Raw genomic sequence first — 23,711 nt, forward strand, 5'->3', positions numbered from 1 at the left:
AAAAAATAATAATAATATATTAAAGCTCTACCCCCGATGAACAAAGACGTTGAAGAGAAGTTCTATATACGCAGATTGCGGCTGCACGCCGATTGGTTGATGTGAATGAGAGTCGTTTCATTCGTAGTTGTTCGTTTGTAGTGCGTGTCTTCCGCAATCTGTTTTTATTTCCTTTCTTCTCTTTTAATTTTTAGTTATTAATTATTTTCCAGCCACCAGTCAATCAATTTTCTTGCAATACTCAGTTTGCGTGGTATTTCTGGCAGATTATCTTTCGAATAAAAGCCTGCGGCGCTGAGTTCTTCGTCTTGTAGTTTAATTTCTCCACCGTCGTAATCGGCAATGAAGCCTATCATCAATCCGCTGGGATAGGGCCAGGGCTGATTACCGAAATAGGTGATATTCTTCACCCGTAATCCGGTTTCTTCCAATACTTCCCGTTTCACACACTCTTCCAGTGTTTCACCGGTTTCGAGGAAACCTGCTACCAGACCGTAGAATGTGCCGCGGAAGTTGCGAGCATGTACCAGTAGTATTTCATTTCCTTTGCGTATCAGTACGATAACGGCGGTAGAAACAGGAGGGTACATTTCATTTCCACAATTGGAGCATTTTTTCATAATCGGCTCTTTTTGCTCCATTGGAGTGCCACATACGGGGCAAAAACGGCTGTGACTATCCCAATATAGAATCTGGGAAGCTTTCCCGGCGGCTTGGTAGTCGGCTAAGGGTAAATATTCATAGGAGGCACGTAGTCCAATCATGATCCATTCATCATTTTCATCAATGGGTTGTTTGATAGCTAAGGCTTTTACTTTCTTTCCATTTGTGAGGGTTACATCGTGTATCTTCAGATCTGATACTTGCTGTAGGGGTGCTTGTGCTCCGCACGGCACACTATATTGGTTGTTCTCTTCTTTTTTCAGCAGTAGTTGGTCGTTGAAGAAAACGAACCACTGCATTGAGGTTTGTATTTCTGTTGTTTCCATAAGTTTGAAATTTCGTGCAAAGGTATAAATAAATGATAGTAACTGTTTATCCACCTTGTGAATTCTTTCCTTTGCCTCAAAATAGAAAGTTAATACCTTGTATATCTATTTGTATAATCATATCAGAGGAATTAATTCTTGAATATAGCATTTTTTCGGAAGGATACTTTATCTTTGCATTCAAGGAGTGTTAAATGACATAATTATGCTTTTTATGTACTATTTTTAAGTATAGGTATTTGCAGTAAGGATGCATTGTTTATTCATGACTACTATTTAATGTAACAGCTGTCCCACTATGGAAGAGAGCCGATTTTTGCAAGATTTGTGGATGAGTATTTCCCTTGATGCACAATTAAGGATTAAAGAGGTCCAAAACCCCGATAGTACATTGTTTTTCGGGATTTGCCCTGAAAAAGGAAATGAGTTAGCAGATTCTTTCTCAAATAATGAGAAAGATAGACAACAGTTTGCACGTATCACCGAAGGAATAGAACGTGCAGTGCGAGAGAAACGCATTGTCTTTTTAACTTACTACTCATCAATAGGAGAAGATGAGATTCCGATTAGTATGTTCATCGAGTGCGGAGAGAATGAAGTACGGTTATATGCCACAGCTATTAATGCTGATGATATGCAACGAGTGCAAGAAGTGTCAACAACGGTAAACGTGCCTCCAACAGTTGTTAAAACATCCACAACGGTTACAGAGAACTTCAATCTTAACCATACTTTATTCGAATACCTACCGGTTGGTTTGGAAGTATACGATGCCAATGGCAGATTGATTGAGGTCAATTCGCAGGAGCTCAACGCTATGGGAATTGCTGATAAGAAAGATGTATTGGGGCTTAATCTTTTCGAGAATCCTAATTTCCCGCCTGATGCACGTACAAAACTGTTGGCTGGCGAAAATGTACATTTTCTCTCAGATTATGATTTCAGTAAAGCAGTGGAGGCTGGATATTACCCCACAACCAAGGTGGGAAATAGCTTGCTGAGTGTATCGATAACTGTTATTCGTAGTAGTGTGGGTGAGATAGAGAATTATTTGCTCATCTCTCAAGATATAACTGAACGTACAGAGTACCAACAAAAGTACGAGACGCTCTATAATCAGAATATGACCATTCTTAACTCTCTGCCTGTAGGTGTGGAGATCTACTCGCCTGATGGAAAGCTGAACTTCCTTACGGAGGCTGATTGTCGTATCTTTGGGGTAGATCAGCAAGAAGTGCTGGCTATGAATTTGAGTATCGATGATAATCCGAATCTTCCTCTCGAAGTTAAGGAAGCAGTGCACAAGGGGCTTCCGGTTCAGTCTCGGTTTATTTATCGTTACGAAGCTGTGGCCGAAAAAGAATATTACCACTCTTCTCTGCAGCGACCAATTTTGCACATTGAATGCACTGGTCAACCGGTCATCGGACCCGATGGGATGATTCAGAATTATGTCTTTATTGTACAAGATGTTACTGAAGATGTTTGTCATGAGGAAGAACTGCGTCAAAGTAAGCGTAAAATAGAGATTGCTACGAAGGATGCTGAGATTATACTTTGGGAATTCGATGTATATAAACAAATTTTTTTTAGCGAGAACGATCAACTGACCGGATATGATAACACTCATCCTATCACTGTTGCCGAATGTACGGGATTCTTCTATGCTGAAGACCAGATCGTCGTTTCAGAATATATCCAGCGAATGATTTCGGGCGAAGACTTCTCTTTCACGCTTGATGTACGCCTTACTTTTCCCGGAAGTAACGAATTGCAATATTGTACATTTAGCGGCATCCCTTATGAACGTGATGCTAGTGGAAAAGTAACCCGTTTTGTAGGTTCACGCAAGAATAACACAGAACTTCAACGTAGGAAGATTTTGCAGGATAATATCCTCAATAGTATTCCCATCCCTATTCATATTAAGGATCTTGACAATGATTCGTGCTATGTTTTTTGTAACGAAGAGAGTACTCGCATGTTCGGTACTAGTATTGGCGGAAGCATTTACGATGTAATGAATGAAGCACAAGTAGCGCGTGTGGAGAAAACGGATAAAGAAGTATTCTCTACCGGGAAACCTTACTTCGGAGTGGAACGTATCGAACTCCTGAACGGACAAAGCTATGATGTACTTGTTCGTAAAAGTGTTATTTATGATGGCAATAAACGTCTGTTGCTGAATGTACGTTGGGATCAGAGTTTGCAAAACGATCTCCAAAGGCGTGCTAAAGTCCTCTCACTCTCTATGCAGGCTATGAATGCCTATACTTGGTTTTATGATCCGGAGAAGAACCGTGTCAGTTTTGGTGAAGGTTTCGAACGTATGGGGCGTAATGCACAGATGCTCAATACGCGTGAGACGTTTGCGGTATTCATTCATCCCGATGATAGACAACTTTTTATTGATACCCAGGTAGAGCAACTCGAGAAAGATAGTGGGGAATGGGTAGTGGAATATCGCATTGACCTTGAGGGTACCGGAAATTATGAATGGTGGGAAACCCGTGGTATCATTGAGACCACGGTGATTGATGACATTCCCCATAAATTTATGTTGGGTATGTCGGTCAGTATTGATTCGCACAAGAGGATTGAGTTGGAGTTACGAGATGCAAAAGCACGTGCCGAGCAGTCAGACAAGTTGAAATCGGCTTTTCTTGCTAATATGAGTCATGAGATACGGACGCCACTCAATGCTATTGTTGGTTTCTCCGATCTGTTGATGAATACCGATGAACTGGAAGATCGGGAGGAGTATATGCGTATTATTAGTAATAATACCGAATTGTTATTGAAACTTATTGGTGATATTCTCGATCTTTCAAAGATCGAGTCCGGAGCTATTGAACTGAAATACGAGGAGTTCGATCTATCCCACTTTTTCAATGATATGACTACTTCGATGAAGCAGCGTGCTACAAAGCCTGGTGTAGAGTTGATAGACCGGAATCCTTATGAGAAATGTATCGTATATTTGGATCGTAACCGCATAGCACAGATTATGACAAATTATGTAACCAATGCTATCAAGTATACACCGAAGGGTTTTATCGAGATGGGATATGAAGCTGTGGACAAGGGAATTCGCTTCTATGTAAAAGATACCGGAATAGGCATTGCCGACGAGAAAAAAAACAAGGTTTTCCAACGTTTCGAGAAGCTCGATGAGTTCGCCCAAGGTACAGGATTGGGGTTATCTATTTGTAAGGCAATAGCCGAGTCGATGGGAGGTAGTGTAGGTTTCGATTCTATGTATAATGAAGGATCATTGTTTTGGGCAATATTACCCTGTAAACCCCACGTTAGTTCTTCTGAAGATTGAGATAATACATTCTTGATATTAAATGCCCCGTTCGTTTATAATGAAGATATCTTTCATTTATAATGAACGGGGCATTCATTTATATTGAACTTTTTCATATCTGTTTTGTTTTTTCGAAGAAAAAGAGAATAAAATGGGCAGATATTCTTTAATCATAGGATGGTTGTTATTGCTTTCAGGAGTTACATCTTGCATTAGTGACCCTCCATGTGATATACCTGCTAAGATGGAGAATGTTGAACTGGTATTTGTTTGGCCGGATACATTGACTGCACCACCTACTGTTTATGTCGACTGTTATCCGCAGGCAGGAGGAAACTCCATACGTAATTTCCTTCCTCCCACCGGAGGAAAGATTTTTTTGCCTGAAGGGGGATATAATTTACTGGTCTACAGTAATACTTCTCCTAAGATTCTTTTTGAGAATATAGATTCGTTTAGCTCGGCAGCGGCTTATACAGATGGAGGTATCCAGCCCGATGAACTGTTTTGTGGTAGCTTTATCGGGGCTGAGATAAAAGGAAAGGGTATTAGCCAACAGTTTTCTATATCGATGGTGAGCAGAGTGTATTCGTATCATTTCCGATACAGTGGAGTAGAAGGACTGAAATATGTAAATAGCATCAAAGTCAGTATTGACGGAATAACCCGGGCTGTGCAGATGGCAAGTGGTAAGCTTCTACCTGAAACCTTTACCGTCAGTTGTATCTACCGACTACTATCCGACGGATTTTATGGAACACTACGTTGCTTCGGTCACGGGCTGGCTGAAACAAAACATACATTTACAGTTAATTTTGAGTATGGAGGACAATCGAAGATACTCAATTACGACGTCACTCAAATGTTGAACCAGAATGGATATATAGATATTCGCGATTCACTTGTTTTCGAGCCCATCGGTGGAGGAGGCATCGACACCGGAGTGGGGGACTGGGAAGATGATGCTGTGGATATTCCTATTAATTAACTACAATGCCTATAAACCATTAACCATTAACTATATGAAAAGTAATTATTTGTTTCTGTTTTCAGCTTTGGCTATACTCACTGCTTGCAATGAACAAGATACGATGACTTCGACGCAAGGAAATACAGTGACTTTTAAAACTTTTGTCAGTCCCCAGGGGCGTGGTGTACCTGCTACACAAGACGATAAAGCCAATCTTCAGCAAAATTTTGGAGTTTTTGCCTATCGCAATGCTACAGGAATTGCTGATGCGTCAACACCTCCGAATACATTGTACAATGAACTTGTCACTTATACGCCGGGGATAGGATTTAGCTATACCAATACCATTTACTGGCCTGCCAATGATAAACTGGGCTTCTATGCCTACAGTCCATATTCGGCAGGTGGAACGGGTGCGAATGGCATTTCTAATTTTGTCCCGGCTAATAATACCACCAACGGTACTCCTGGATTTACATTTACGGTGAACAATGATGTGGATGATCAAATAGACTTGTTGACAGCTAGAACAGAAGGTTTGAGTGGAGGTACAGTACCTTTGGCTTTTCTTCATGCATTGTCTAAAGTGGAATTACAAGCGCACACTTCTGCAATAAACTACCGTGTTGCTATTATGGGAGTGAAATTGACAGGCATTTATAGTACAGGCGATTTTCGTTTTATCGGTCTGCCTACCTCGTGGGTAAACCAACGAACTGAAGCTGCCTATACCGGTGCAGTACTCACTACTGGAAATTCTCAGCCTAATGGTGCAGGTGTTCCGGCGGCTGTTATCGTGTACAATAATAATAGCTCGGAATACACTGATGTGACTGATCCTAGTAATGCTTTGTACCTGTTGCCTCAAGCCTTGGGAGCCAATGCACGCTTGGTAGTGACCTATAATATCTATAATGCGCAGACGGGTAATCTTATTTCCAACCAGACATCCCAAGATTTGATTCTTGACATTTCAGATGAGAGTTTGACCCTTTCAGGATTGGTGAAGTGGGACAGGAGTCATCGCATTATCTATAGACTGAATTTCTTCCCACGTGATTCTGGTCCCGGATCAGAAATTAAATTTGAAGCTACTGTAACAGACTGGAGTATTGAATATGGTGATTTTTCATAAAAGTGAACGAAGTGTATGGTTGCTGGCAGGACTAATCATCCTGCTATCCTTATCATCCTGCCATGACGACCGTCTTTTCTCCCAACCGGGTGGAGAAGACGGCAGCGTGACAGCTAAAGCTGTTTCTTTCCATGCTAGGCTTATGGATGACGATGTAGCTACACGAGGTATTCCCGTCAATGGTCCAGCCTATCCTGATGGTGAAAGTTTTGGAGTCTTGGGTTATGAATTGCCCACAGGTACATGGGAAACAACACTCACTCCCGATTTCATGTATAACTTCAAAGTTACTCATTTTAGGAATCAATATACCTATGAAAATACGAAGTTGTGGCCCTATCAGCGCGTCCGTTTTTTCGCTTATCATCCTTATGCTACTATAGATAATGATATTGTGCCGTCTGCTTCCGGTTTTGCAGGTGATCCATACTTACAGTTTAAAGTGAAAGATAATGTAACCAGACAGATTGATTTGCTAGTGTCGACAACCGAACCTGTACTGGCACCACCGGTTGTTAATTTCCCATTTACACATGCTTTGACTCGAGTTGCCTTCTTTGTTAAAAAAGCCTCAGTGCCCGGAGAGGTAAAGATAAATGCGATTACGGTGAAAAGTATAATCGGAGTCGGACAAGTTTCATTGGTACCTGATGCCGATGGACGATATTCTTGGCAACCTTCGAGTAAACCCGATGATGTGAAGGAATATGTATTGGGTGCATCCACTCTCAATGGGATAGATCGAGGACTGATACCCACTGAATTACAAACCATAACAGACTCTGATTATACACCTGTGTGTTCACCAAATGGTACTCTCTTTCTTATACCCCAACCAATCCAGTCGGATAAGTCATACCTTATAGTAACTTACACCTTAGATGATGAAGAAAGTAAACAGATCATTCCATTGCCTTCAACTTCACCCGGTGATGCCGACGAGTGGCTTAGTGGTAGATACATCCGCTATCAACTGACAATAACCCCTTAATTTTTTTCTAAACTTCGTATTGACGGAATAGTCATCATCCATACTGCTGCTAGTACAGTCGCTATACCACAGTACAAGAAGATATTTGCTATCCCTAACGAATCGGCAAAGAAACTGGTGGCAAACAGTCCGATGATAGAAGGAAATAAACTCACACTATCAAACAGGGCGAAGACACGTCCCAAATATTTAGGCTTGAACTGAGTTTGCATCAGCGTAGTGAAGGGACCCGAAAAGAAAGGAACGGTAAGGCCTTGCAGAACGGTTAGAACAGCAAAGAGTATATATCCATCTTTAGGGAGTACTCCACATAGAGCAATGGTGACACCTATTAGAAAATAAGAATAACCAATCAGTACGACCTTGCGCATCTTAGGATTCCAAATGCCCAACAAAATACCTCCTCCCAACATGCCAATTCCAAACAAGACCTCAATCAGGCTGACTTGGTATGCCGTTCCCGAAAAATTATGTAATGTCATCAGAGGCATCAAAGCTACAATCGGCATAATAAAGAAAGTGACGAGAACTTCAATAATCATCAACCGGCTGATACCTTTATTTTTCATGATTACATGGAAGCCTTCGGTCATATCTTTTAAAACGCTTTTTGCCGAAACATTTTCTTTTTTTGGATTCGGGATGAATACGAATAACAGTGCGGTACAAGCAATAAATGCACCTGCCACATCGAGCAACATTACAATACTCATATCAAAAGAAAGTAGTAAAACCGCACCCAATGCCGGACCTCCAATACTACAAATGGATTGAATAGCTTGATTCACACCAGCAATACGCATTAACTCACTTTCGGGAGCCAACAGAGGAATAGACGATTTCATAGCGGGTGTATGAAAAGCTCCACCTATTGAACGCAGCGCCAGCAGTATATAGATTTGCCATAATTCTATTGTTTCAAGATAGAATAGTAAAGCAATGATTCCCGAACAAAGTGCTACGAAACTATCGGCACCAATCATAGTCCACTTGCGGTTCCAACGGTCTACAAAGACGCCCGCAAATGGTCCTAATAATGCTTGAGGAAGTAATGCGGCAATGGTTGCAAAAGACAATACTTCTGCCGAACCTGTTTCAAGACTAATCCATAATACAAGTGCAAATTGCGCTATTGAACTACTTAATATAGAGAATAGTTGTCCTGTCCATATAATGATGAACTTTTTTTTCCAGTTAGTCATATCGTTTAAAATGATAATCCCGGTGATTGTCCATAGGATGTCGATGCAAATGTATCAACTTTATGGAATCTACCAAACTATAAATCCGTTGAAACGTGGAATTGTTCGGTTGAATCGTATATATTTCTCGTTGAATAGTTACCTTTGCATCTATGGAAATCAAACAACGTATACAACTTCTTCTGGAGGAAATGAACCGGGGAGTTTACGAGAAAGAAACAGAAATAGGGTTATCCTTATTGGCAGCTTTGGCGGGTGAAAGCATCTTGTTGCTAGGTCCTCCGGGAGTGGCGAAGTCAATGGTTGCAAGGCGTTTGAAGGAAGCTTTTGTAGATGCAAGGGCGTTTGAATACCTGATGTCTCGCTTTTCTACTCCGGATGAAATTTTTGGTCCGGTAAGTATCAGCCGTTTGAAAGAGTCTGATAGGTACGAACGTGCCATTGACGGTTATCTGCCTACTGCCGATGTTGTTTTCCTCGATGAAATATGGAAGGCCGGACCGGCGATACAAAATACTTTGCTGACAGTTATTAATGAGAAGCTGTTCCGCAATGGTGATAAGGAACTTAGGCTTTCGCTTAAATTACTGGTAGCAGCCAGTAATGAACTGCCTACGCAGGGCGAGGGTCTGGAAGCATTGTGGGACCGTTTCTTGATTCGCGTCATCAGTACTTGCATCCAGCAGGAGAAGGCTTTTTATAGTATGTTGCTGGATGACTGCGACGAAAAAAAAATGGAAATCTGCCAATGGCAAATCACGGATGAAGAATATGTTGCATGGCAACACGAAATACGCAGGATTGCTGTTCCGGCAGAAGTGTTGTCGTGCATTACAGACATTCGGAAGTCTTTGATGAAAGTTGAAATGCAAGATTCCGAAGTACGTCGGGAAGTATATGTAAGCGACCGTCGTTGGAAGAATATTGTACGTTTGCTGAAAACTTCCGCTTTTATACATGGACGGACTTCAGTGAACATTACTGATCTACTTCCTATCTATCACTGTTTATGGAATGAACCCGATGAATGTATTGCAATCCGTCAAATTGTAATCCGTTGCCTGTTCAGCCTCTATGCAAAAGAAATAACTTCTATCACTTCCTCTTTAAAATCGGATTTGAAAGTCAGCCGGGTACGCGAAGCATTGGATAAAGCTCGTTTGAAAGGCGACCGTCGGGACGATGATTTGCTGATTACGGATCATTTTTACTATCAGGTGGAAAGTCATGGAACAGGGAATACCTATATCTTTATCGTAGACTATAAAAACATGAAAGAATATAGCGCCAAAGATGCACCTGCCATCGGAGTGATGTACACCGATCCGTTGAATCCGAAGCGAACTATTATCCGTGCTTTTTCCGATACCAGCCAGATGCAGGAAGAAGGTGCAGAGCGCGTTACGCTTTTCCGGGACGACAAACACCTCTATATGAATGGTGTCCGTTTCCCGATGAGACGGTTGAAAAGAGGAGAAGAACAACAATTAAGTTTGGGTAACCTTTCTATAACCGATAGGGATTATGAAACGGAGTTGGAAAAAGTTGCCGGGAATATAGATAAATTGGTAAAAGACCTCTCTGAAAATATATTTGCTTCTGAAGAAGACCGGAAGGGAATTGCACAGTATATAGCCACCATACGCAAAGAAATAGCTTGGGCACGGGTCGATGTACGTAAATTGCGTTACGGTGATGAGTGAAAACCGATATGATATTGCCTTTTATGTGCAAGTACTCGATAAGTTTGTGAAAACCGGAGAGTGTGCAACAGAAAGTAAGGAACCACTTTATGCCTATCTGCTTTCCGTAATGAGCGATGTTACGGTCAAAGTACAGGTGTTGAATGACGATATCTGTGCCCGTGTTTTTTACGACACCATGCTTCAGTTCATCCAGTTGAATCTGGAAAAAGAAAAATATAACTTGCAGAAGAGCCAGTCGGAACGGAACGAGATGAAACTTGTTTTGGAATGGTCGGTCAAGAAACGGAAAGACGGTTGGCAGGCATTGTTACAGCAAATTTCGGATAAGTATCAGGAATATGGTTTTGACCAGCGTTTTTACAGAGGCCAGTTCGAAAATGAAGGCAAGTGTGCTGACGGGGAAATGTGGGAAAAAATGGTGGATGATTGGGAGGAGGCTTTCCAACAAAAAATGCAGGATCAGAAAAAGAAGGAAATAGATTTTCGTAGAGATGCCCTCGAACGGAGACTGCGCTCTAATCTGAAAGAAATTCCCGAATACATTCGTCAGAACGATATTGATAAGGATGAGTTTTTCCAGTCGTGGGGCTTGATGAGTGGTATGTGGAATACAATCGACTTTGAGCGAATACGCAAAATAGTTCGCATTCAGCGTGATTATCCTGAGATTGTGAAAGTGGCAAACAAGATGGGACGAATAGCCGATGATGAAGGAAAGGATAATATGTACGTCTCCGAGGGAGATGTTTATAAACTGGAACACTCTGCCAAATGCGATATCTTGGGCATCACCGTAGGAAATGACCTGAATGCCCTGTTACCCATAGAACTGGCACATTGTGCTGATAATGAATTGGAGGATTTGTTTGTCTATAAATACCTGACGAATAAACTTCAAACCTTTCGTTATAAGTCCGAAATCATGCAACCTGCCCGCCGTTTGGAGACTAAACCTGCCAAAAGGAAAGGTCCGATGGTAATTTGTCTGGATACTTCCGGTAGTATGGCGGGCAAGGCCGAAAAAATAGCTCATTCTCTATTGATTAAGATACTGGAAATAGCGGACAGGCAGCAAAGAAGTTGTTACCTGATAGCCTTCTCAGTATCTATCAATCCCATTGATATAAGGAAAGAGCGGGCGCGTTTACTTGAATTTTTCTCGAAAACGGCTTGTGGAGATACAGATGCTACCCGCATGCTACAGGCTACCTTTCGTCTTCTCCGATCTTCAAAAGATTATATGAATGCCGATGTTCTGTGGGTCAGTGACTTTAAAATTCCGTTATCTACGTCGGAACTGATCGATCAGATACAGGAATTCCGGGAGGCAGATACCCATTTTTACGGTTTGCAGATAGGCATTGCCGATAATGAATGGACGCCTTTCTTTGACCGTATTTATAGGGTTGGATACACTCCCTCCCGGCGTTATTAGATTTATTCTTCTATGATTTGATGTTCTGCGATATCCACATACCGATGTCTTGCTTACTGAGCGCGGCTGCCATTAAATCAGGGAATTTATCTGGCGTACAGGCAAAAGTCGGCACACCGATATTTGCTAAAAACTCAGCATGATCTTTGTCATATGACGGTGCTCCGTCGTCATTCAGGGCAGGCAGGACGATGAGTTGTACACCGTTGTTCACTAAAGATACAAACTTCTTGCGCATCTCGCGTTCGTCACCTCCTTCGTAAAGGTCGGTAACCAGTACCAGTACAGTGTCTTGCGGGCGGGTAATCACTCCCTGACAATAGGTCAGTGCGCGCGCAATGTCAGTACCACCACCTAACTGTACACCGAAAAGCAGATCGACCGGATCTTGCAGATCATCCGTAAGATCCACCACAGCGGTATCAAATACCACCATACGTGTGCTTACTGCGGGAATGGATGCTAATACCGAACCAAAGATTCCTGAGTATATAACGGAAGTTCCCATAGAACCGCTTTGGTCTAAGCAGAGAATGATATCTTTCATTGCTTTCCGCTTTCTGCCATAACCGATACGTACTTCCGGAATAATTGTCTTGTAGTCCGGTTGATAGTTCTTCAAGTTTTTGGTAATGGTCGTTTTCCAGTCTATCTCATTATAACGCGGATTCCTTCGACGCGAAGAGCGATTGAGTGCTCCTGTTACTGCCTGCTGGGTAGGGGCGGAGAGTTTGCGCAGCAATTCGTCGACCACCTTCCGCACTACTTGCCGTGCCATTTCTTTGTTTTTCTCGGGGATAACTCGGCTGAGAGACATCAAGGTTGCCACCAGATGCACATCGGGAACTACAGTTTCGAGCATTTCCTTTTCGGTCAGCAGGGAGGTGAGGTTTAGTCGTTTGATAGCATCTCGCTGAATGACCTGTACAACTGTTTGAGGGAAAAACTCACGGATATCTCCCAACCAGCGGCTTACTTTCGGAGCAGATGAACCGAGTCCACCACGCCGGTCACTGTTATATACGGCTTCCAGAGACTGGTCGATGCGTTGTTCTTCCAGGTTTAATGTCGCCCCTGTGCCGTCCGCTTCGTTTCCACCCAGTATCAGGCGCCATCTTTTCAGATATTCTTCTTCCATTCTTCTCTTTATTTCGTTTCAAGTCCTAATAATTGGCAAACTATAGGAATTACCCGGGCTGCTTCAGTCTCATTGTGGGTAGTTTTCGCATTTGTCTGCATCTGTGTGCCTCCTGCACCGTATGTCTTGGCCTTTTCTCCCAGTTTGCGGCATTCTGCCGAGCTGAATTCACTGAAAGTACGTTTCAGTATCGGCAGTAGTTCCATAAATACCTCTTTGCCTTGCGTACAAATCCAGTTATTTACGAGATTCCACAGGTTATCATCGAGCAGCAGGATGGAACCGGAAGAACGGAGGAAACCTTCGAACCAATAGGCCATATCTGCCGGAGCATTACCCACCGAGGAATAGAAACTGAGAGTTTTCTGCATTTCGTCCGGAGAAATCACTCCTTTGTCGTTCAGCAGTCGTGTGGCGTAACCCGACAATAGCGGATGGACATTCGTTGAAGTACGTACCTGTTCGATAAATTCAATCCACATCGTACTCAGTTCCGAATCGTTCAGCGTTGATACGGCATAATCGGTGGATACCAGTCGATCGAGAACTTCTGCTGCCGCTTCTTCATCAATGTTGATGCATACCAGCACTCCACCCGCAAGAATACGTGCTATCATGGCATGAAGCATATTGCCAACCTTAGAGAAATCAAGTTCACGTACGTTGCCGTAACGGACGATATCTACCAGATCGGGTACAGCCTGCATCATTTCCAGAATATCGGTTGAAGCAGCAGAAAGGCGGTCCAGTTGTATGGTCATGGCTTCTACCAAATTCGGAAGGTTGGCAGGGATTACCCGATTTAACAACTGGGTGAGTTCGGGAATATGTCGTATCTCTCCGGTTTGTTTCAGTAGATATTTTTGGGTGGCTTCTTCCAGTGTATTTCCCCAAATGGCCGTTTCGATGATGCTGATAATCTGTTCCGGTTTATGATAGAGGGTCCACCTTTCTTTGAATGTGCCTTTACCGTCTGTATGTCCGGGAAGTGCCCAGTCTATATTGAGCAGGTGCAAGCGATGGAAGAAAATGCTTCGTTCCAGGTCGTTCGGCTTACGAAGGTCAAGAATCAATTCTTTAATCTCGGCGGTAAAGGGGACACGCAGACGCTTTTGAATCTTTTCTACATCTACTAAAAGAGGAACTTTTGGAACATCATCGGGCACACTGCCCAAACGATTACTGATGATAAGTTCTTCTTTGATTATCTGCAACAAAATATCGTCACCGAACCCCATGACTGTGGTTATTGCCTCGTTGAATTCATCCAGAGACGGCGAAGAGAGATTGCGGAGGGCTGCCGTAGCCTGTGCCAACCGTATAGTTTCAATGACATGTGCCACGGAGATGTCCATATTCTTTTTGCGAAGAAGGGCAGCGGCATGGCTGATCCACAGTGTTCCGTCATCTTCCGGCTGATGCCAGAGGTAATCGTACCAACACGGAGACTGAATACCTGCCCCGTATCCGCTGCGAAGGGAGAGGCGGTCGTAAGTCCACGGTATCCAAGTACATTCTATCTTGACTTTGGGAAGTCCTTTCAGCAGTTCGTTGTCTTCTTTAATCTTGGGTGTGGAACTGAGCGCCGGTACATGCCAGGCGCCACAGACTACGGCAATGCGTTCAAAGTTTTCCTTCTGGGCTGTACGGATCATTTTCCGCATCCATGCCTCACGTAGCAAATCACGGGTAGATGTATGCTGGGGAAGCTCGGTACGCAGGGCGGTTACTGCTTCCTGCACGGCTTCGAATATATCTGCATTGTCTTTACGATGTTCAACGGTCGTTTCCCACCAAGTCTCACCATCGGAATACCCGGCAACTTCCGCTAGATAATCAAAGGGATCTCCTAAGGTGGTTTCTTTCTCTGCCGTTTCTTGTACATCGATAACTTCTTGCTCTTTCCCGTTATCTTCCTGTATTTCAGGAGTGTTTTCCGTTTCTTCATCCTCTTCTTCTTTCTCTTCTTTCTTGAAATTGAGCGCCATAGAATGTGTTAGCGGTAGGTCGAAGAATCGTAACGGAACCTCGTTCTGTATGGCGTAGCGCATTGTCTGCCATTCCGGAGAGAACTCGGCAAATGGGTAGAACACGGCATTCTGGGGTTGATCGGGCTGGTAAGCGAGCAGGGCAACGGGAGGTTCCATTTGCTGACTTATTACGCACGGAACCAGCACTTCTGCTTCGGCAGGCCCTTCCAGTAGGATGAGGTCCGGCTTCAGCTCTTGCAGATAGTTCAACACGTTCCGGCACGAACCGGGGCCATGATGTCTTATTCCTAATAAATGAATAGCCATTCTTTGTTTACTTTAATTCTTGAAAATAGAGTTATAGTTTACTCTAAATCATGTCTCTTGAAGCACGGTAGATATCTTTCCAGCCGTCACGGTTTTTTACTACCGTTTCCATGTATTCCTGCCATACTACTTTATCCTGTACGGGGTCTTTCACCACGGCACCGAGAATACCCGATACCAGGTCTTCGGCATGCATCTCTCCATCCCCGAAGTAACCTGCCATTGCCAGACCGTTGTTTACCACAGAAATGGCTTCGGCAGTGCTCAGTGTACCACTGGGAGTTTTTAGCTTGGTTTTACCGTCATCGGTAGCTCCCTGGCGGAGTTCGCGGAAGATGGTGACTACACGGCGTATTTCCTCCAGCGCCGGTTTTTCTACCGGTAGCTGCATCACTTTCTCGAAGCTTTCCACGCGTCGGCGTACAATGTCTATTTCTTCGTCGATGCTGTCGGGCAAAGGAAGAATTACGGTGTTGAAGCGACGTTTTAAGGCACTGGATAAGTCGTTGACGCCTTTGTCACGGTTATTGGCAGTGGCAATAATATTGAAGCCTCGTATAGCTTGCACTTCTTTGTTCAATTCGGGTACGGGGAGGGTTTTCTCTGAAAGAATGGTGATAAGCGTATCTTGCACGTCTGAGCCGATACGCGTCAACTCTTCGATTCGTCCTATTTTGCCTTCCTGCATAGCTTTCATGATCGGAGTTTGCACCAAAGCACCTTCACTCGGACCTTCTGCCAGCAGTCGTGCATAATTCCAACCGTAACGGATGGCTTCTTCTCCGGTACCTGCCGTACCTTGTACAATCAGTGTGGAGTTGCCGGATATGGCGGCGGCAATGTGTTCGCTTACCCAGCTCTTGGCAGTTCCGGGCAGTCCGTAGAGTAGGAGGGCACGGTCGGTTACCAACGTAGCGACTGCTATTTCCATTAATCGGCGGTTGCCGATATATTTGGGTGAGACTTCAAATCCGTTTTTGAGTTTGCCACCCATCAGGTAGGTGACTACCGATTGCGGAGACATTTCCCAGTTTTCGGGAACAAGATTGGTTTCGTTCTTTTTCAGTTCGTGCAACTCTTCTGCGAATTGTTGTTCGGCATGTTGTCTAAGTAAGTTCATATTATTTTTATATTTATTTATTGTCGTTAAATAGGGTGTTTATTTGCTCTTTTATTCTCATGTATTCATTCAGCGATTCGTACAACTTGGTTGCGGAATTATCTGCACTATGAACTATAGTATATTGCTCCAGCTTGGGATATATCTCTTTGGAAAGGTAGAGCGCCAGTTGTTCCGCTATTTCTTTGGAATAATAGTAGTAATTGCTCCGTACTAGTTGTTGCAATACTCGTGCAGAGAATTTAATACCCCATTCTCGTCCGTCGGCATTGAACCATGAATCGGGAATGGAGAAGCTATTGCTGCTGATCTGGAAATTGATTTTTTCCCGTTGCTCCGGTGTCAGCAATCCAATCAGGTTGATGTTATTGTTTTCGTTCGGATTTTCTTTCAGTGTATGGTAAGCCCACAGGTTATCGTTGAAGTTTTCTATCGGTCGGCATAGATTGAAATAGGGACCGAAAGGAGGTTTCTTGGCTAGCTTACTGGCTGCTTTTTCCGGCGAACAGTCGAACAGTTCCTCCCAGAAACTGAGGGGTACCCGTTCTGCAAGTTGGCGCAGCAAGAACTCTTCATCCTTTTCTTTTTTATTGGAACTAACTTCTTCCAGTCCCAGTTTCTTCATTTCCGGAGTATAAGTCAGTTTGTCATAAGACCAACCCAGTAACATTTTATAGTGGAGTTTACCGCGCAGTAAGTCGCAGTATGCTTTCACTAATTCGGAGTCGGGAATACGGAATAGTAGGTTGGAGGCGGTTTGCTTGACATTGATGCTCCGGTCCGTTCCGGCTATTTCTTGCAGAAAAGCTTCGTCTGCTTTGCTCAGATTGATCTGGAGACATTGAATCAGTTCGTCGCGATGGGTAGCCGATTCATTCTTTAATTCGGTTTGTAACAAGGCAAGTCCTTGCTCCGGTTGCGATTCTCTCAGTCGGCAAAGCATTCGTTTCCGTTCTTCGTGCGAAGCGGTTTCCCAAGTATCAGTTTCGGTATCTCCCCAATCTTTCAGACCCATTTGGGGCAATAGCCAGCGTCCACGTTTCCCTGCCAGTTGGGAGAGTAGTTCCTGTTCCTGGCGGCGGTCGGGGTTATTGCGATCAAATGCGTGGTTTATCAGATTTTGCAGATAGAGAGGTGGTATGACTTTGTTGCACCCGGCAGCTTTGCGATAAGCGTACAGTAACAAATACCGGTTACGGTTGATGTTTAGCAAATTGAACAACTCACCGGCTTCGCGATCAAAATAAGGTTTTTCTTCTTCGGGAGCTTCTTCAGTTTCAACGGCATTTTCGTCCGAAGATACTTCCATTCCGGCACGCTGATAGGCAAATGTCAAAGCTACTATCTGATAGAAAGCTGCTTCTGCATTATCTGCCTTCTCCTGTATTCTGCTGAATGTTTCTTCCAAAGAAGGGGGGAAAGAAACCGGAGTGAATTCTTTGGCTGCCGTGCCCAGCAGTGCGGCATTAATGATAGGTTCAGTTACGTTCATCTCTCCAAAAATAATAGTCAGATTGATACCAGATTGAGTTTAATTCCCAAGATAGGTCGTTAGCCAGAAGGAATGCGGAGAATGGTTTGCCACCGGTTACGGATAAAATATCTATTCGGGTGGCGTCATCTACTTTCACAGGAACCAGCTTGTTGTGCACATCTTGTAAGTAGAGCAGATTTCCTTTGACAGCTAAACGCAGGTTTTCTACAAGTATCGGTAAGTCTTCGGTGAACGGGTTCTGTTGAAGAACTTTCCTGTAGTGGGCGGTGGCTTCTTCTAAGTCCTTGCAGAAAGTCGGGGTAAACGTATTATAAGATAATTCACTAGCTTTGAACAGTGCCCTGAGGGTATTTATACCTTTGTAGAAGCAAAACTCTCCTTCGTACACACTTCCGGGAACAAGGTTCACTTCCGGAAGGCTGCCCGGGGTGATAAAGTTAAGGTAAATAGCAAAACGTCCGCTTTGGCATCCGTATAACCAGTATGTTTCGGTATTCAGTTCGTTGACCTTCCGGCTTCTTTTGTGCAACACCATCCATTGGTCGGCAACGGCTTCTCCGGCAAGTACCTCTTCTTTGGCTTGCGGATATCCTATTTGTGTGCGGATTTCATATTGCCATTCTTCCGATTGTTTTTCAAGATTCTTGTAACTTTCGGAGAGTAGGTAGAGCTTTCCGAGCTGGTCAGTCAACTTGTACTTCCAACTTTCATCATAGAAGTCGATTTCCTGTATGGTTCTCAGACGGTTGGTGAGTCCGGATGCCTGGGCATCGACCATGCGTCGGGCGATGCCGTCAAAAAGGGTATAGGCGCGCTCCGGCACATTGAGCAACCCGTTGCGCAGCAAGTCTTTAATCCATACTTGCAAGTCGTCTATACCATTCAACACTTTCTTGTGGCGAGTAGCTTGCCGTTTGGCTTGAGCGGCTTCGTCCACCGGAGTTTCACTTTTTGCTTTCTGTTCTTTCTTTTCAGCTTTTTCTTCCCGCTTGGAAATCCAATTGGTTACCCATTCCGGTTCCTCTGCCTGCCGGAAGAGGTCGGAGTGTGCAGCGTATAAAAACAAAAGTCCCAAGCCGTGTTTGCATGGAAACTTACGGCTGGGACAAGAACAATGGAATGCAATATTTTTTATGTCAACAACTGTTTGATAAGGAGTTTTTCCACTTCCTTGGCAATGTCCCCAAATGGCGTGCTCACTATATTCCAGCAATACCCATTTGGTTCCCGTAGCCAGTCCTTTTCCTGCTTTTACGGAAGAGGCATCCGGAGCCAGTTGTATGATTTGTTCTTCTGTTAGATTTAATAACATAAAGATACCAGTTAGTTTTTATCATGTTTGAGACTACAATAATACTATTTATTTTTTGTCTTTCCACTTGTTGAAAAGGAAAAAACAGTAGTCTCACATGATTTTTGTTCTCTACACATTGTTTGTGTAGAGATCGAAAACTATACCTTTTTCCCTATTTCATACGCTTCGCCCATAGAAACTTTGTCATTGATTTCGCCGACCTTCCAAGCACCTACACCGTAGATTACACCGCATTCTTTGGGACCTTCCAGACAATCGAGGAAACCACGGAAACTTTCTATAGTACGTTCCATCATGGGAATACTGGTTTCGGCAGCGGAGATGATAAAGTAGAATTCTTTGTCTTTTATTTCAAGATAACGGGCACAGGTTCGATCAATCAGTGTCTTCATTTGTGCACTCATTGTATAGAAATAGACTGGAGTTACCATAACGATAATATCGGCAGCAATCATTTTCTCTACAATTTCGTTGGCATCATCTTTCTGTGGACAAGGCTTGCTATACATGCTGCATACACTACAACCTGTACAGTAGTTGATGTGTTTGTCTTTCAGGAAAATCTTTTCAACCTGATTGCCGGACTCTTTTGCGCCGCGCATGAATTCGTCGCATAAAGTATCGGAGTTTCCACCACGACGGGGGCTTGACGATAGGATTAATACTTTTTTAGTCATAATTCTTTTTCTAATTTATTATGTGTTTACTATTGCATAATTGTACTATATGCAAATATAATATTATGTTGCAAAAGTACGGAGCTTTGCAACGAATTATCGTATATAAATTACAGATGTTTTTACCAAGATTACGGATAGAATTCTTATTCATTAATCTAACTCGATTGTCCGCTCGATCAGGGTCTCTTTTAAAAACTCTTTATCGTGCGATATAACAATTACCGTACCTGCATAATCTCTTATTGTTGCAGTAATAATTTCTATGCTTTCAATATCCAGGTTATTGGTTGGTTCGTCCAGTAAAAACATGTCCGGAGTATTATCTGCAATCATCAGGCAGCAAAAGGAGAGCCGCATCTTTTCGCCTCCACTCAGTTTGCTACAAGGTTTGTTCCAAACATCGTACGGAAAGAGATAACGGTTGAGGATTGTTTTTACTTCATGTTCCGGTAACTGGCGATGATTGAAGGTTTCCACTTGTTCCAGGACGGTCCGCTCGTTGCGGATTAGTGAATATTCCTGGTCCAGATAGACAGAAGTAAAATCGGTACAATCTATATCCCCGTCGGTAGGCTTTAGCTCGCTCATGATAAGTCTTAAGAGAGTTGTTTTTCCACTACCGTTATTTCCTTTGATGCAGAGGCGGTCGCCACTTCGTAATTGGAAACTGAGGGGAGTTTTCCAGAGGTTGACGGTTGTTTCGGGATAATGAAAGTTTATTTCGTTTGCTGTGACTAAAATCTTCCCGATATGCAAGTCCGAAGAATTGAAATTGGTTTTGAGCTTTTCTACCAAGGGGAGCGAACTTCTTATTTTACTCAAATCTTGCTGTATCTTCTCTTCTTTTTCAGAGTGGGTTTTGCTGAGTTTGCTACTGGTGTTTTCTGCCCGTTGTTTTCTGGCTCCCATCATGATGGCAGGAATACCTTTTTTAATAGAAGTCTTTTCACCACGTACGTCCTGTTTGTTTTTACGTTCTTCTACTTCCCGGGCTATCTTCCGAGAGAGCCGCAGAGCTTTTTGTTTCTCCTCCAATTGTTGCTCTAGGGCATTCAGTAGTAGAGATTTTTGCTCTTTATAGAAGTCGTAATTACCACCGTAATAGGTAAGTTCCGAATGGGAAAGCTCGCAGGTAGCCGGTAATAGGTTCAGTAATGTACGGTCGTGGCTGATGACGAGTAACATAGCAGAAGTACGTCGGACGAAATCGTACAAACGTTCTCTTCCGGCAGTATCCAGATGATTGGTCGGTTCATCCAACAGGATGACTGTAGGAGCATGTAGCTCCATTCCGGCAAGGAAGATGCGTGTTTTTTCTCCGCCGCTTAATCCTTTCATTGGCCGTGAAAGATCAATTCCAGCCATGCCCCACGCACTTAATGCGGCTTGGGTACGTTCTTCTATATTCCAATCATCATCGAGTTGGGAGAAGTGTTTTTCTGAAGCATCGCCATTCAGGATGGCATGAAGAGCTGCTAACTTCCGGTCTATTTGTAAAGCTTGGGCAACACTCCGGTTATCATATTGCCCGAAGTGTTGAGGCACGTAATAGAGTGCTTCAGGACGAATTACCGTTCCCGAAGTTGGCAGTAAATTTCCTGCAAGAATCTGCATAAGCGTAGATTTCCCGCAACCGTTATTTCCAATTAGAGCTATCTTTTCTCCGGAATTGACAATCAGGTTCAAGTGTGAAAACAGTACCTCCTTATCCGAATGGATATAGCTTAGGTCTTTGATTATAATACTCATAAATGTTATACTGTGTTTTAAATGAAATATGCATGTACCCGCCTGGCACATGAATCATACTCTCTCGAAGGGCTGGGGGAGACGGACGAACACAGTAAAAAAGTGAAGTTTACCGAAATACGTCGTCTTTACTTAGATATTCTCATCGGTGATTTTATTAGTTAGTGGGTGCAAAGATAATCATTTATGTTATTCCATTGCCGAAGCGTCGAAAGAAAGTGGCAGCAACCCACCTACATTTTTCAGTTCATAGATACCTTTCTTTCCAAAAAGCAGGATACGCATAGGCTGTTTAAAGCGTTTTTCTGTTTCAAGCATTACTTGTCGGCACGCACCGCAAGGAGGAATAGGGTCTTCAAGGAATTCTCCGCGTTCATTGCGGGCGGCAATGGCAAGTGTATTTACGGCTTGGTCGGGATATTGGGAGTTAGCATAGAAGAGGGTAGTCCGTTCGGCGCAAAGTCCCGAAGGATAGGCGGCATTCTCCTGGTTGGTTCCGGTGACGGTGATTCCGTTTTCCAGTAGGGCGGCGGCACCCACTGAGAAGTGGGAGTAGGGGGCATAACTACGTTCGGTTGCTTCGCAGGCTGCATCAATGAGTTGGCTATCGGCAGCAGTCAGTTCAGTATAATCGTATATCTTGATGGGGATTTGGATATTCAGCTCTTTCATAAGGTAAAGGGTTATATTGTAATTAATGTTACAAAGATAGAAAAGAGATTGGTTTTTTCAATTCTTTTACTTAATTATTTGATTTACAGTAATATTTCATGGCATGTTAATTCTTCCGACAATAAAACGGAAATGTGCTGATCTATGTGCTGTCAAGATATTGCTGTTTCATAAAACGTATATTTAAAATTATTATATTTGCGCATCACTAATTTTCTTACATTATGAGAAATAATATAGCCCCTAAAGAAACTCTTGAACAGTTGTTGAATGGCAGTCGTCAGTCTAAACTGAAACGAATGATAAAAGAACTACGTGAAATAAAAGACGCCATGGACACCAATGAGTTCAAATATATTTGCTTTGTAGCGAGAACCTCTCCATTAGTAGCGAGAGACTTGTCTAATGTGAGTTTCTTCCCTTCACAGATTAGCAGCGCTATTTCTGTACTTGAAAAACTCGCTTCCATTGCTCCAAAGCAATCCGAAGTTGATGTAGCTAATCCAACAACTCTTTGAATTGTTCCTTACCAAGTTGTCAAATCGCTTACTTCTCCATATTTGACCGTACACTGAAAGTGTGTCCTTATCTTTGCTCCAAAAGAGTTTTCTGCATCTACATAAGAACGTATAATAACACTGCCATCATCGTTTACTTTACATTTGGCTTCCGAATCGGTCATTTCAGCAAATGAAGCTGTAGATGGAGCTTTTAACTCCTTTTTTACAGCTTTCTTCGCAGTCTCGTAAGCTGTATATACAGCGCTATAATTATTTGAACTATTAGATGGATTTTCTATGCTATTTTTATAGCTTGCATCTTGACATCCTACATATAAAATGAGTATTAATCCTATTCCAATAATACTTTTAATATATGTTCCATTTTTGATTTTTAATAGGAACTTTTCTTCTAAAATATTTTGAATATGATTCTTTGCAATTATCAGAGCGCAGCATACTATGATAATAAGCCAAAATAGAGTTTTCGCTTCCATGATATTTATCCTATATTACGTTCATTTTTCAACATCGCTAATTCACCCTTTACTCTCTTGTTTTCATCACTAAGCAATTGAATAGTCTTTATTTGCTCATTGATTGTCTTTTGTAGAGTTGTTATCGTATCTACAAGCATTGAGATGCGTTCACTACTTTCATCCTTTTGTTGATTAGCAGAAATTAGCATCTCACCTTTTCCACGAATGAGCCATTCAGATGAAATATCTTCATAGTTATCCAATATTGCGTTAATTGTTTGTACGCTGATTTCACTTACTCCACTAAGTTGCCTGCTTAGTGTGTTCTGTTTAATACCACATTTAATGGCAAAAGCTCTGTCTGTTAGCTTATAATAAGCTATAATTTCTTTAATTCTACTAATCATAATAAATCCATTTAAAGTTAATATATCCAAATATGGATAATAATAATGGGTTTATGATTGCAAATTATCCATATATGGATTATATTTGCATCATCAATCAATCAATACTCCAAATATATGA

Annotated in this window: 20 protein-coding genes; 8 read left to right on the plus strand and 12 right to left on the minus strand. The window is 42.7% G+C overall.

Features of this window, described 5'->3' with window-relative positions; all coding sequences use genetic code 11:
- Window positions 1-197 precede the first annotated feature (197 nt).
- Window positions 198-989, minus strand: coding sequence for an NAD(+) diphosphatase (nudC, locus tag Q1W14_RS08920; RefSeq protein WP_300700887.1), 792 nt, complete (start codon window positions 987-989; stop codon window positions 198-200).
- Window positions 990-1,287: 298 nt separating this feature from the next.
- On the opposite strand from nudC, the gene Q1W14_RS08925 reads away from it, so the two are divergent.
- The 4 genes from Q1W14_RS08925 (at window position 1,288) to Q1W14_RS08940 (ending at window position 7,395) form a co-directional block, all read left to right on the plus strand.
- Entirely contained in the window at window positions 1,288-4,317 is a 3,030-nt protein-coding gene (locus Q1W14_RS08925; protein WP_300700889.1) for an ATP-binding protein, read from the plus strand.
- A gap of 133 nt (window positions 4,318-4,450) precedes the next feature.
- Window positions 4,451-5,287 (plus strand): DUF5119 domain-containing protein, encoded by an 837-nt coding sequence (locus tag Q1W14_RS08930; protein WP_300700890.1) that lies wholly within the window; start codon window positions 4,451-4,453, stop codon window positions 5,285-5,287.
- 34 nt (window positions 5,288-5,321) lie between these two features.
- Complete coding sequence (locus Q1W14_RS08935; RefSeq protein WP_300700892.1) at window positions 5,322-6,404, plus strand: fimbrillin family protein; 1,083 nt, start codon at window positions 5,322-5,324, stop codon at window positions 6,402-6,404.
- Window positions 6,388-7,395: a fimbrillin family protein gene (locus Q1W14_RS08940; RefSeq protein WP_300700894.1), complete on the plus strand. Its 1,008-nt coding sequence runs from the start codon at window positions 6,388-6,390 to the stop codon at window positions 7,393-7,395. Before Q1W14_RS08935 ends, Q1W14_RS08940 begins: the two co-directional genes overlap by 17 nt.
- On the opposite strand, the gene Q1W14_RS08945 is transcribed toward Q1W14_RS08940, so the two are convergent.
- Entirely contained in the window at window positions 7,392-8,597 is a 1,206-nt protein-coding gene (locus Q1W14_RS08945) for an MFS transporter (protein WP_300700896.1), read from the minus strand. The genes Q1W14_RS08940 and Q1W14_RS08945 overlap by 4 nt on opposite strands.
- Window positions 8,598-8,749: 152 nt before the next feature.
- Between Q1W14_RS08945 and Q1W14_RS08950 the strand changes: the two genes are divergently transcribed.
- Both Q1W14_RS08950 and Q1W14_RS08955 read left to right on the plus strand, forming a co-directional pair.
- The gene (locus tag Q1W14_RS08950; protein ID WP_300700897.1) at window positions 8,750-10,300 is read left to right on the plus strand and encodes an AAA family ATPase; all 1,551 of its coding nucleotides are present in this window, start codon (window positions 8,750-8,752) and stop codon (window positions 10,298-10,300) included.
- Window positions 10,293-11,738, plus strand: coding sequence for a hypothetical protein (locus Q1W14_RS08955; protein WP_300700898.1), 1,446 nt, complete (start codon window positions 10,293-10,295; stop codon window positions 11,736-11,738). Before Q1W14_RS08950 ends, Q1W14_RS08955 begins: the two co-directional genes overlap by 8 nt.
- A gap of 10 nt (window positions 11,739-11,748) precedes the next feature.
- Here the strand turns inward: Q1W14_RS08955 and Q1W14_RS08960 are convergent, their stop codons facing one another.
- From Q1W14_RS08960 to Q1W14_RS08990, 7 genes are all read right to left on the minus strand, one after another.
- Window positions 11,749-12,876, minus strand: a complete 1,128-nt coding sequence (locus Q1W14_RS08960; RefSeq protein ID WP_300700899.1) for a VWA domain-containing protein — start codon at window positions 12,874-12,876, stop codon at window positions 11,749-11,751.
- Window positions 12,877-12,884: 8 nt separating this feature from the next.
- Window positions 12,885-15,173 carry a DUF5682 family protein gene (locus Q1W14_RS08965; protein WP_300700900.1) on the minus strand — a complete coding sequence of 763 codons (2,289 nt, stop codon included), beginning with the start codon at window positions 15,171-15,173 and terminating at the stop codon, window positions 12,885-12,887.
- 43 nt (window positions 15,174-15,216) lie between these two features.
- Window positions 15,217-16,293 carry an AAA family ATPase gene (locus Q1W14_RS08970; protein ID WP_300700901.1) on the minus strand — a complete coding sequence of 359 codons (1,077 nt, stop codon included), beginning with the start codon at window positions 16,291-16,293 and terminating at the stop codon, window positions 15,217-15,219.
- 13 nt (window positions 16,294-16,306) lie between these two features.
- Window positions 16,307-17,785 carry a DUF5691 domain-containing protein gene (locus tag Q1W14_RS08975; RefSeq protein ID WP_300700902.1) on the minus strand — a complete coding sequence of 493 codons (1,479 nt, stop codon included), beginning with the start codon at window positions 17,783-17,785 and terminating at the stop codon, window positions 16,307-16,309.
- The gene (locus tag Q1W14_RS08980; RefSeq protein WP_300700903.1) at window positions 17,772-19,100 is read right to left on the minus strand and encodes an SWIM zinc finger family protein; all 1,329 of its coding nucleotides are present in this window, start codon (window positions 19,098-19,100) and stop codon (window positions 17,772-17,774) included. Before Q1W14_RS08980 ends, Q1W14_RS08975 begins: the two co-directional genes overlap by 14 nt.
- Before the next feature lie 140 nt (window positions 19,101-19,240).
- The gene (locus tag Q1W14_RS08985) at window positions 19,241-19,780 is read right to left on the minus strand and encodes a flavodoxin family protein (RefSeq protein WP_300700905.1); all 540 of its coding nucleotides are present in this window, start codon (window positions 19,778-19,780) and stop codon (window positions 19,241-19,243) included.
- A 153-nt stretch (window positions 19,781-19,933) separates the two neighbouring features.
- Window positions 19,934-21,532 carry an ABC-F family ATP-binding cassette domain-containing protein gene (locus Q1W14_RS08990; protein WP_300700907.1) on the minus strand — a complete coding sequence of 533 codons (1,599 nt, stop codon included), beginning with the start codon at window positions 21,530-21,532 and terminating at the stop codon, window positions 19,934-19,936.
- Between the two features lie 21 nt (window positions 21,533-21,553).
- On the opposite strand from Q1W14_RS08990, the gene Q1W14_RS08995 reads away from it, so the two are divergent.
- On the plus strand, window positions 21,554-21,697 hold the full coding sequence (locus Q1W14_RS08995; RefSeq protein ID WP_300700909.1) for a hypothetical protein: 144 nt from the start codon (window positions 21,554-21,556) through the stop codon (window positions 21,695-21,697).
- A 24-nt stretch (window positions 21,698-21,721) separates the two neighbouring features.
- Here Q1W14_RS08995 and cdd read toward each other — a convergent pair whose 3' ends face one another.
- On the minus strand, window positions 21,722-22,204 hold the full coding sequence (cdd, locus tag Q1W14_RS09000) for a cytidine deaminase (protein WP_300700911.1): 483 nt from the start codon (window positions 22,202-22,204) through the stop codon (window positions 21,722-21,724).
- 224 nt (window positions 22,205-22,428) lie between these two features.
- Here cdd and Q1W14_RS09005 point away from each other — a divergent pair, with 224 nt between their 5' ends.
- Window positions 22,429-22,722: a hypothetical protein gene (locus tag Q1W14_RS09005; protein ID WP_300700913.1), complete on the plus strand. Its 294-nt coding sequence runs from the start codon at window positions 22,429-22,431 to the stop codon at window positions 22,720-22,722.
- Between the two features lie 8 nt (window positions 22,723-22,730).
- Here the strand turns inward: Q1W14_RS09005 and Q1W14_RS09010 are convergent, their stop codons facing one another.
- Both Q1W14_RS09010 and Q1W14_RS09015 read right to left on the minus strand, forming a co-directional pair.
- Window positions 22,731-23,201, minus strand: a complete 471-nt coding sequence (locus tag Q1W14_RS09010) for a hypothetical protein (protein WP_300700915.1) — start codon at window positions 23,199-23,201, stop codon at window positions 22,731-22,733.
- A 5-nt stretch (window positions 23,202-23,206) separates the two neighbouring features.
- Complete coding sequence (locus tag Q1W14_RS09015) at window positions 23,207-23,590, minus strand: helix-turn-helix transcriptional regulator (RefSeq protein ID WP_300700917.1); 384 nt, start codon at window positions 23,588-23,590, stop codon at window positions 23,207-23,209.
- Window positions 23,591-23,711: the final 121 nt, after the last annotated feature.

It is taken from the genome of Bacteroides sp. (assembly GCF_030151085.1).
Classification (GTDB): Bacteria; Bacteroidota; Bacteroidia; order Bacteroidales; family Bacteroidaceae; genus Bacteroides.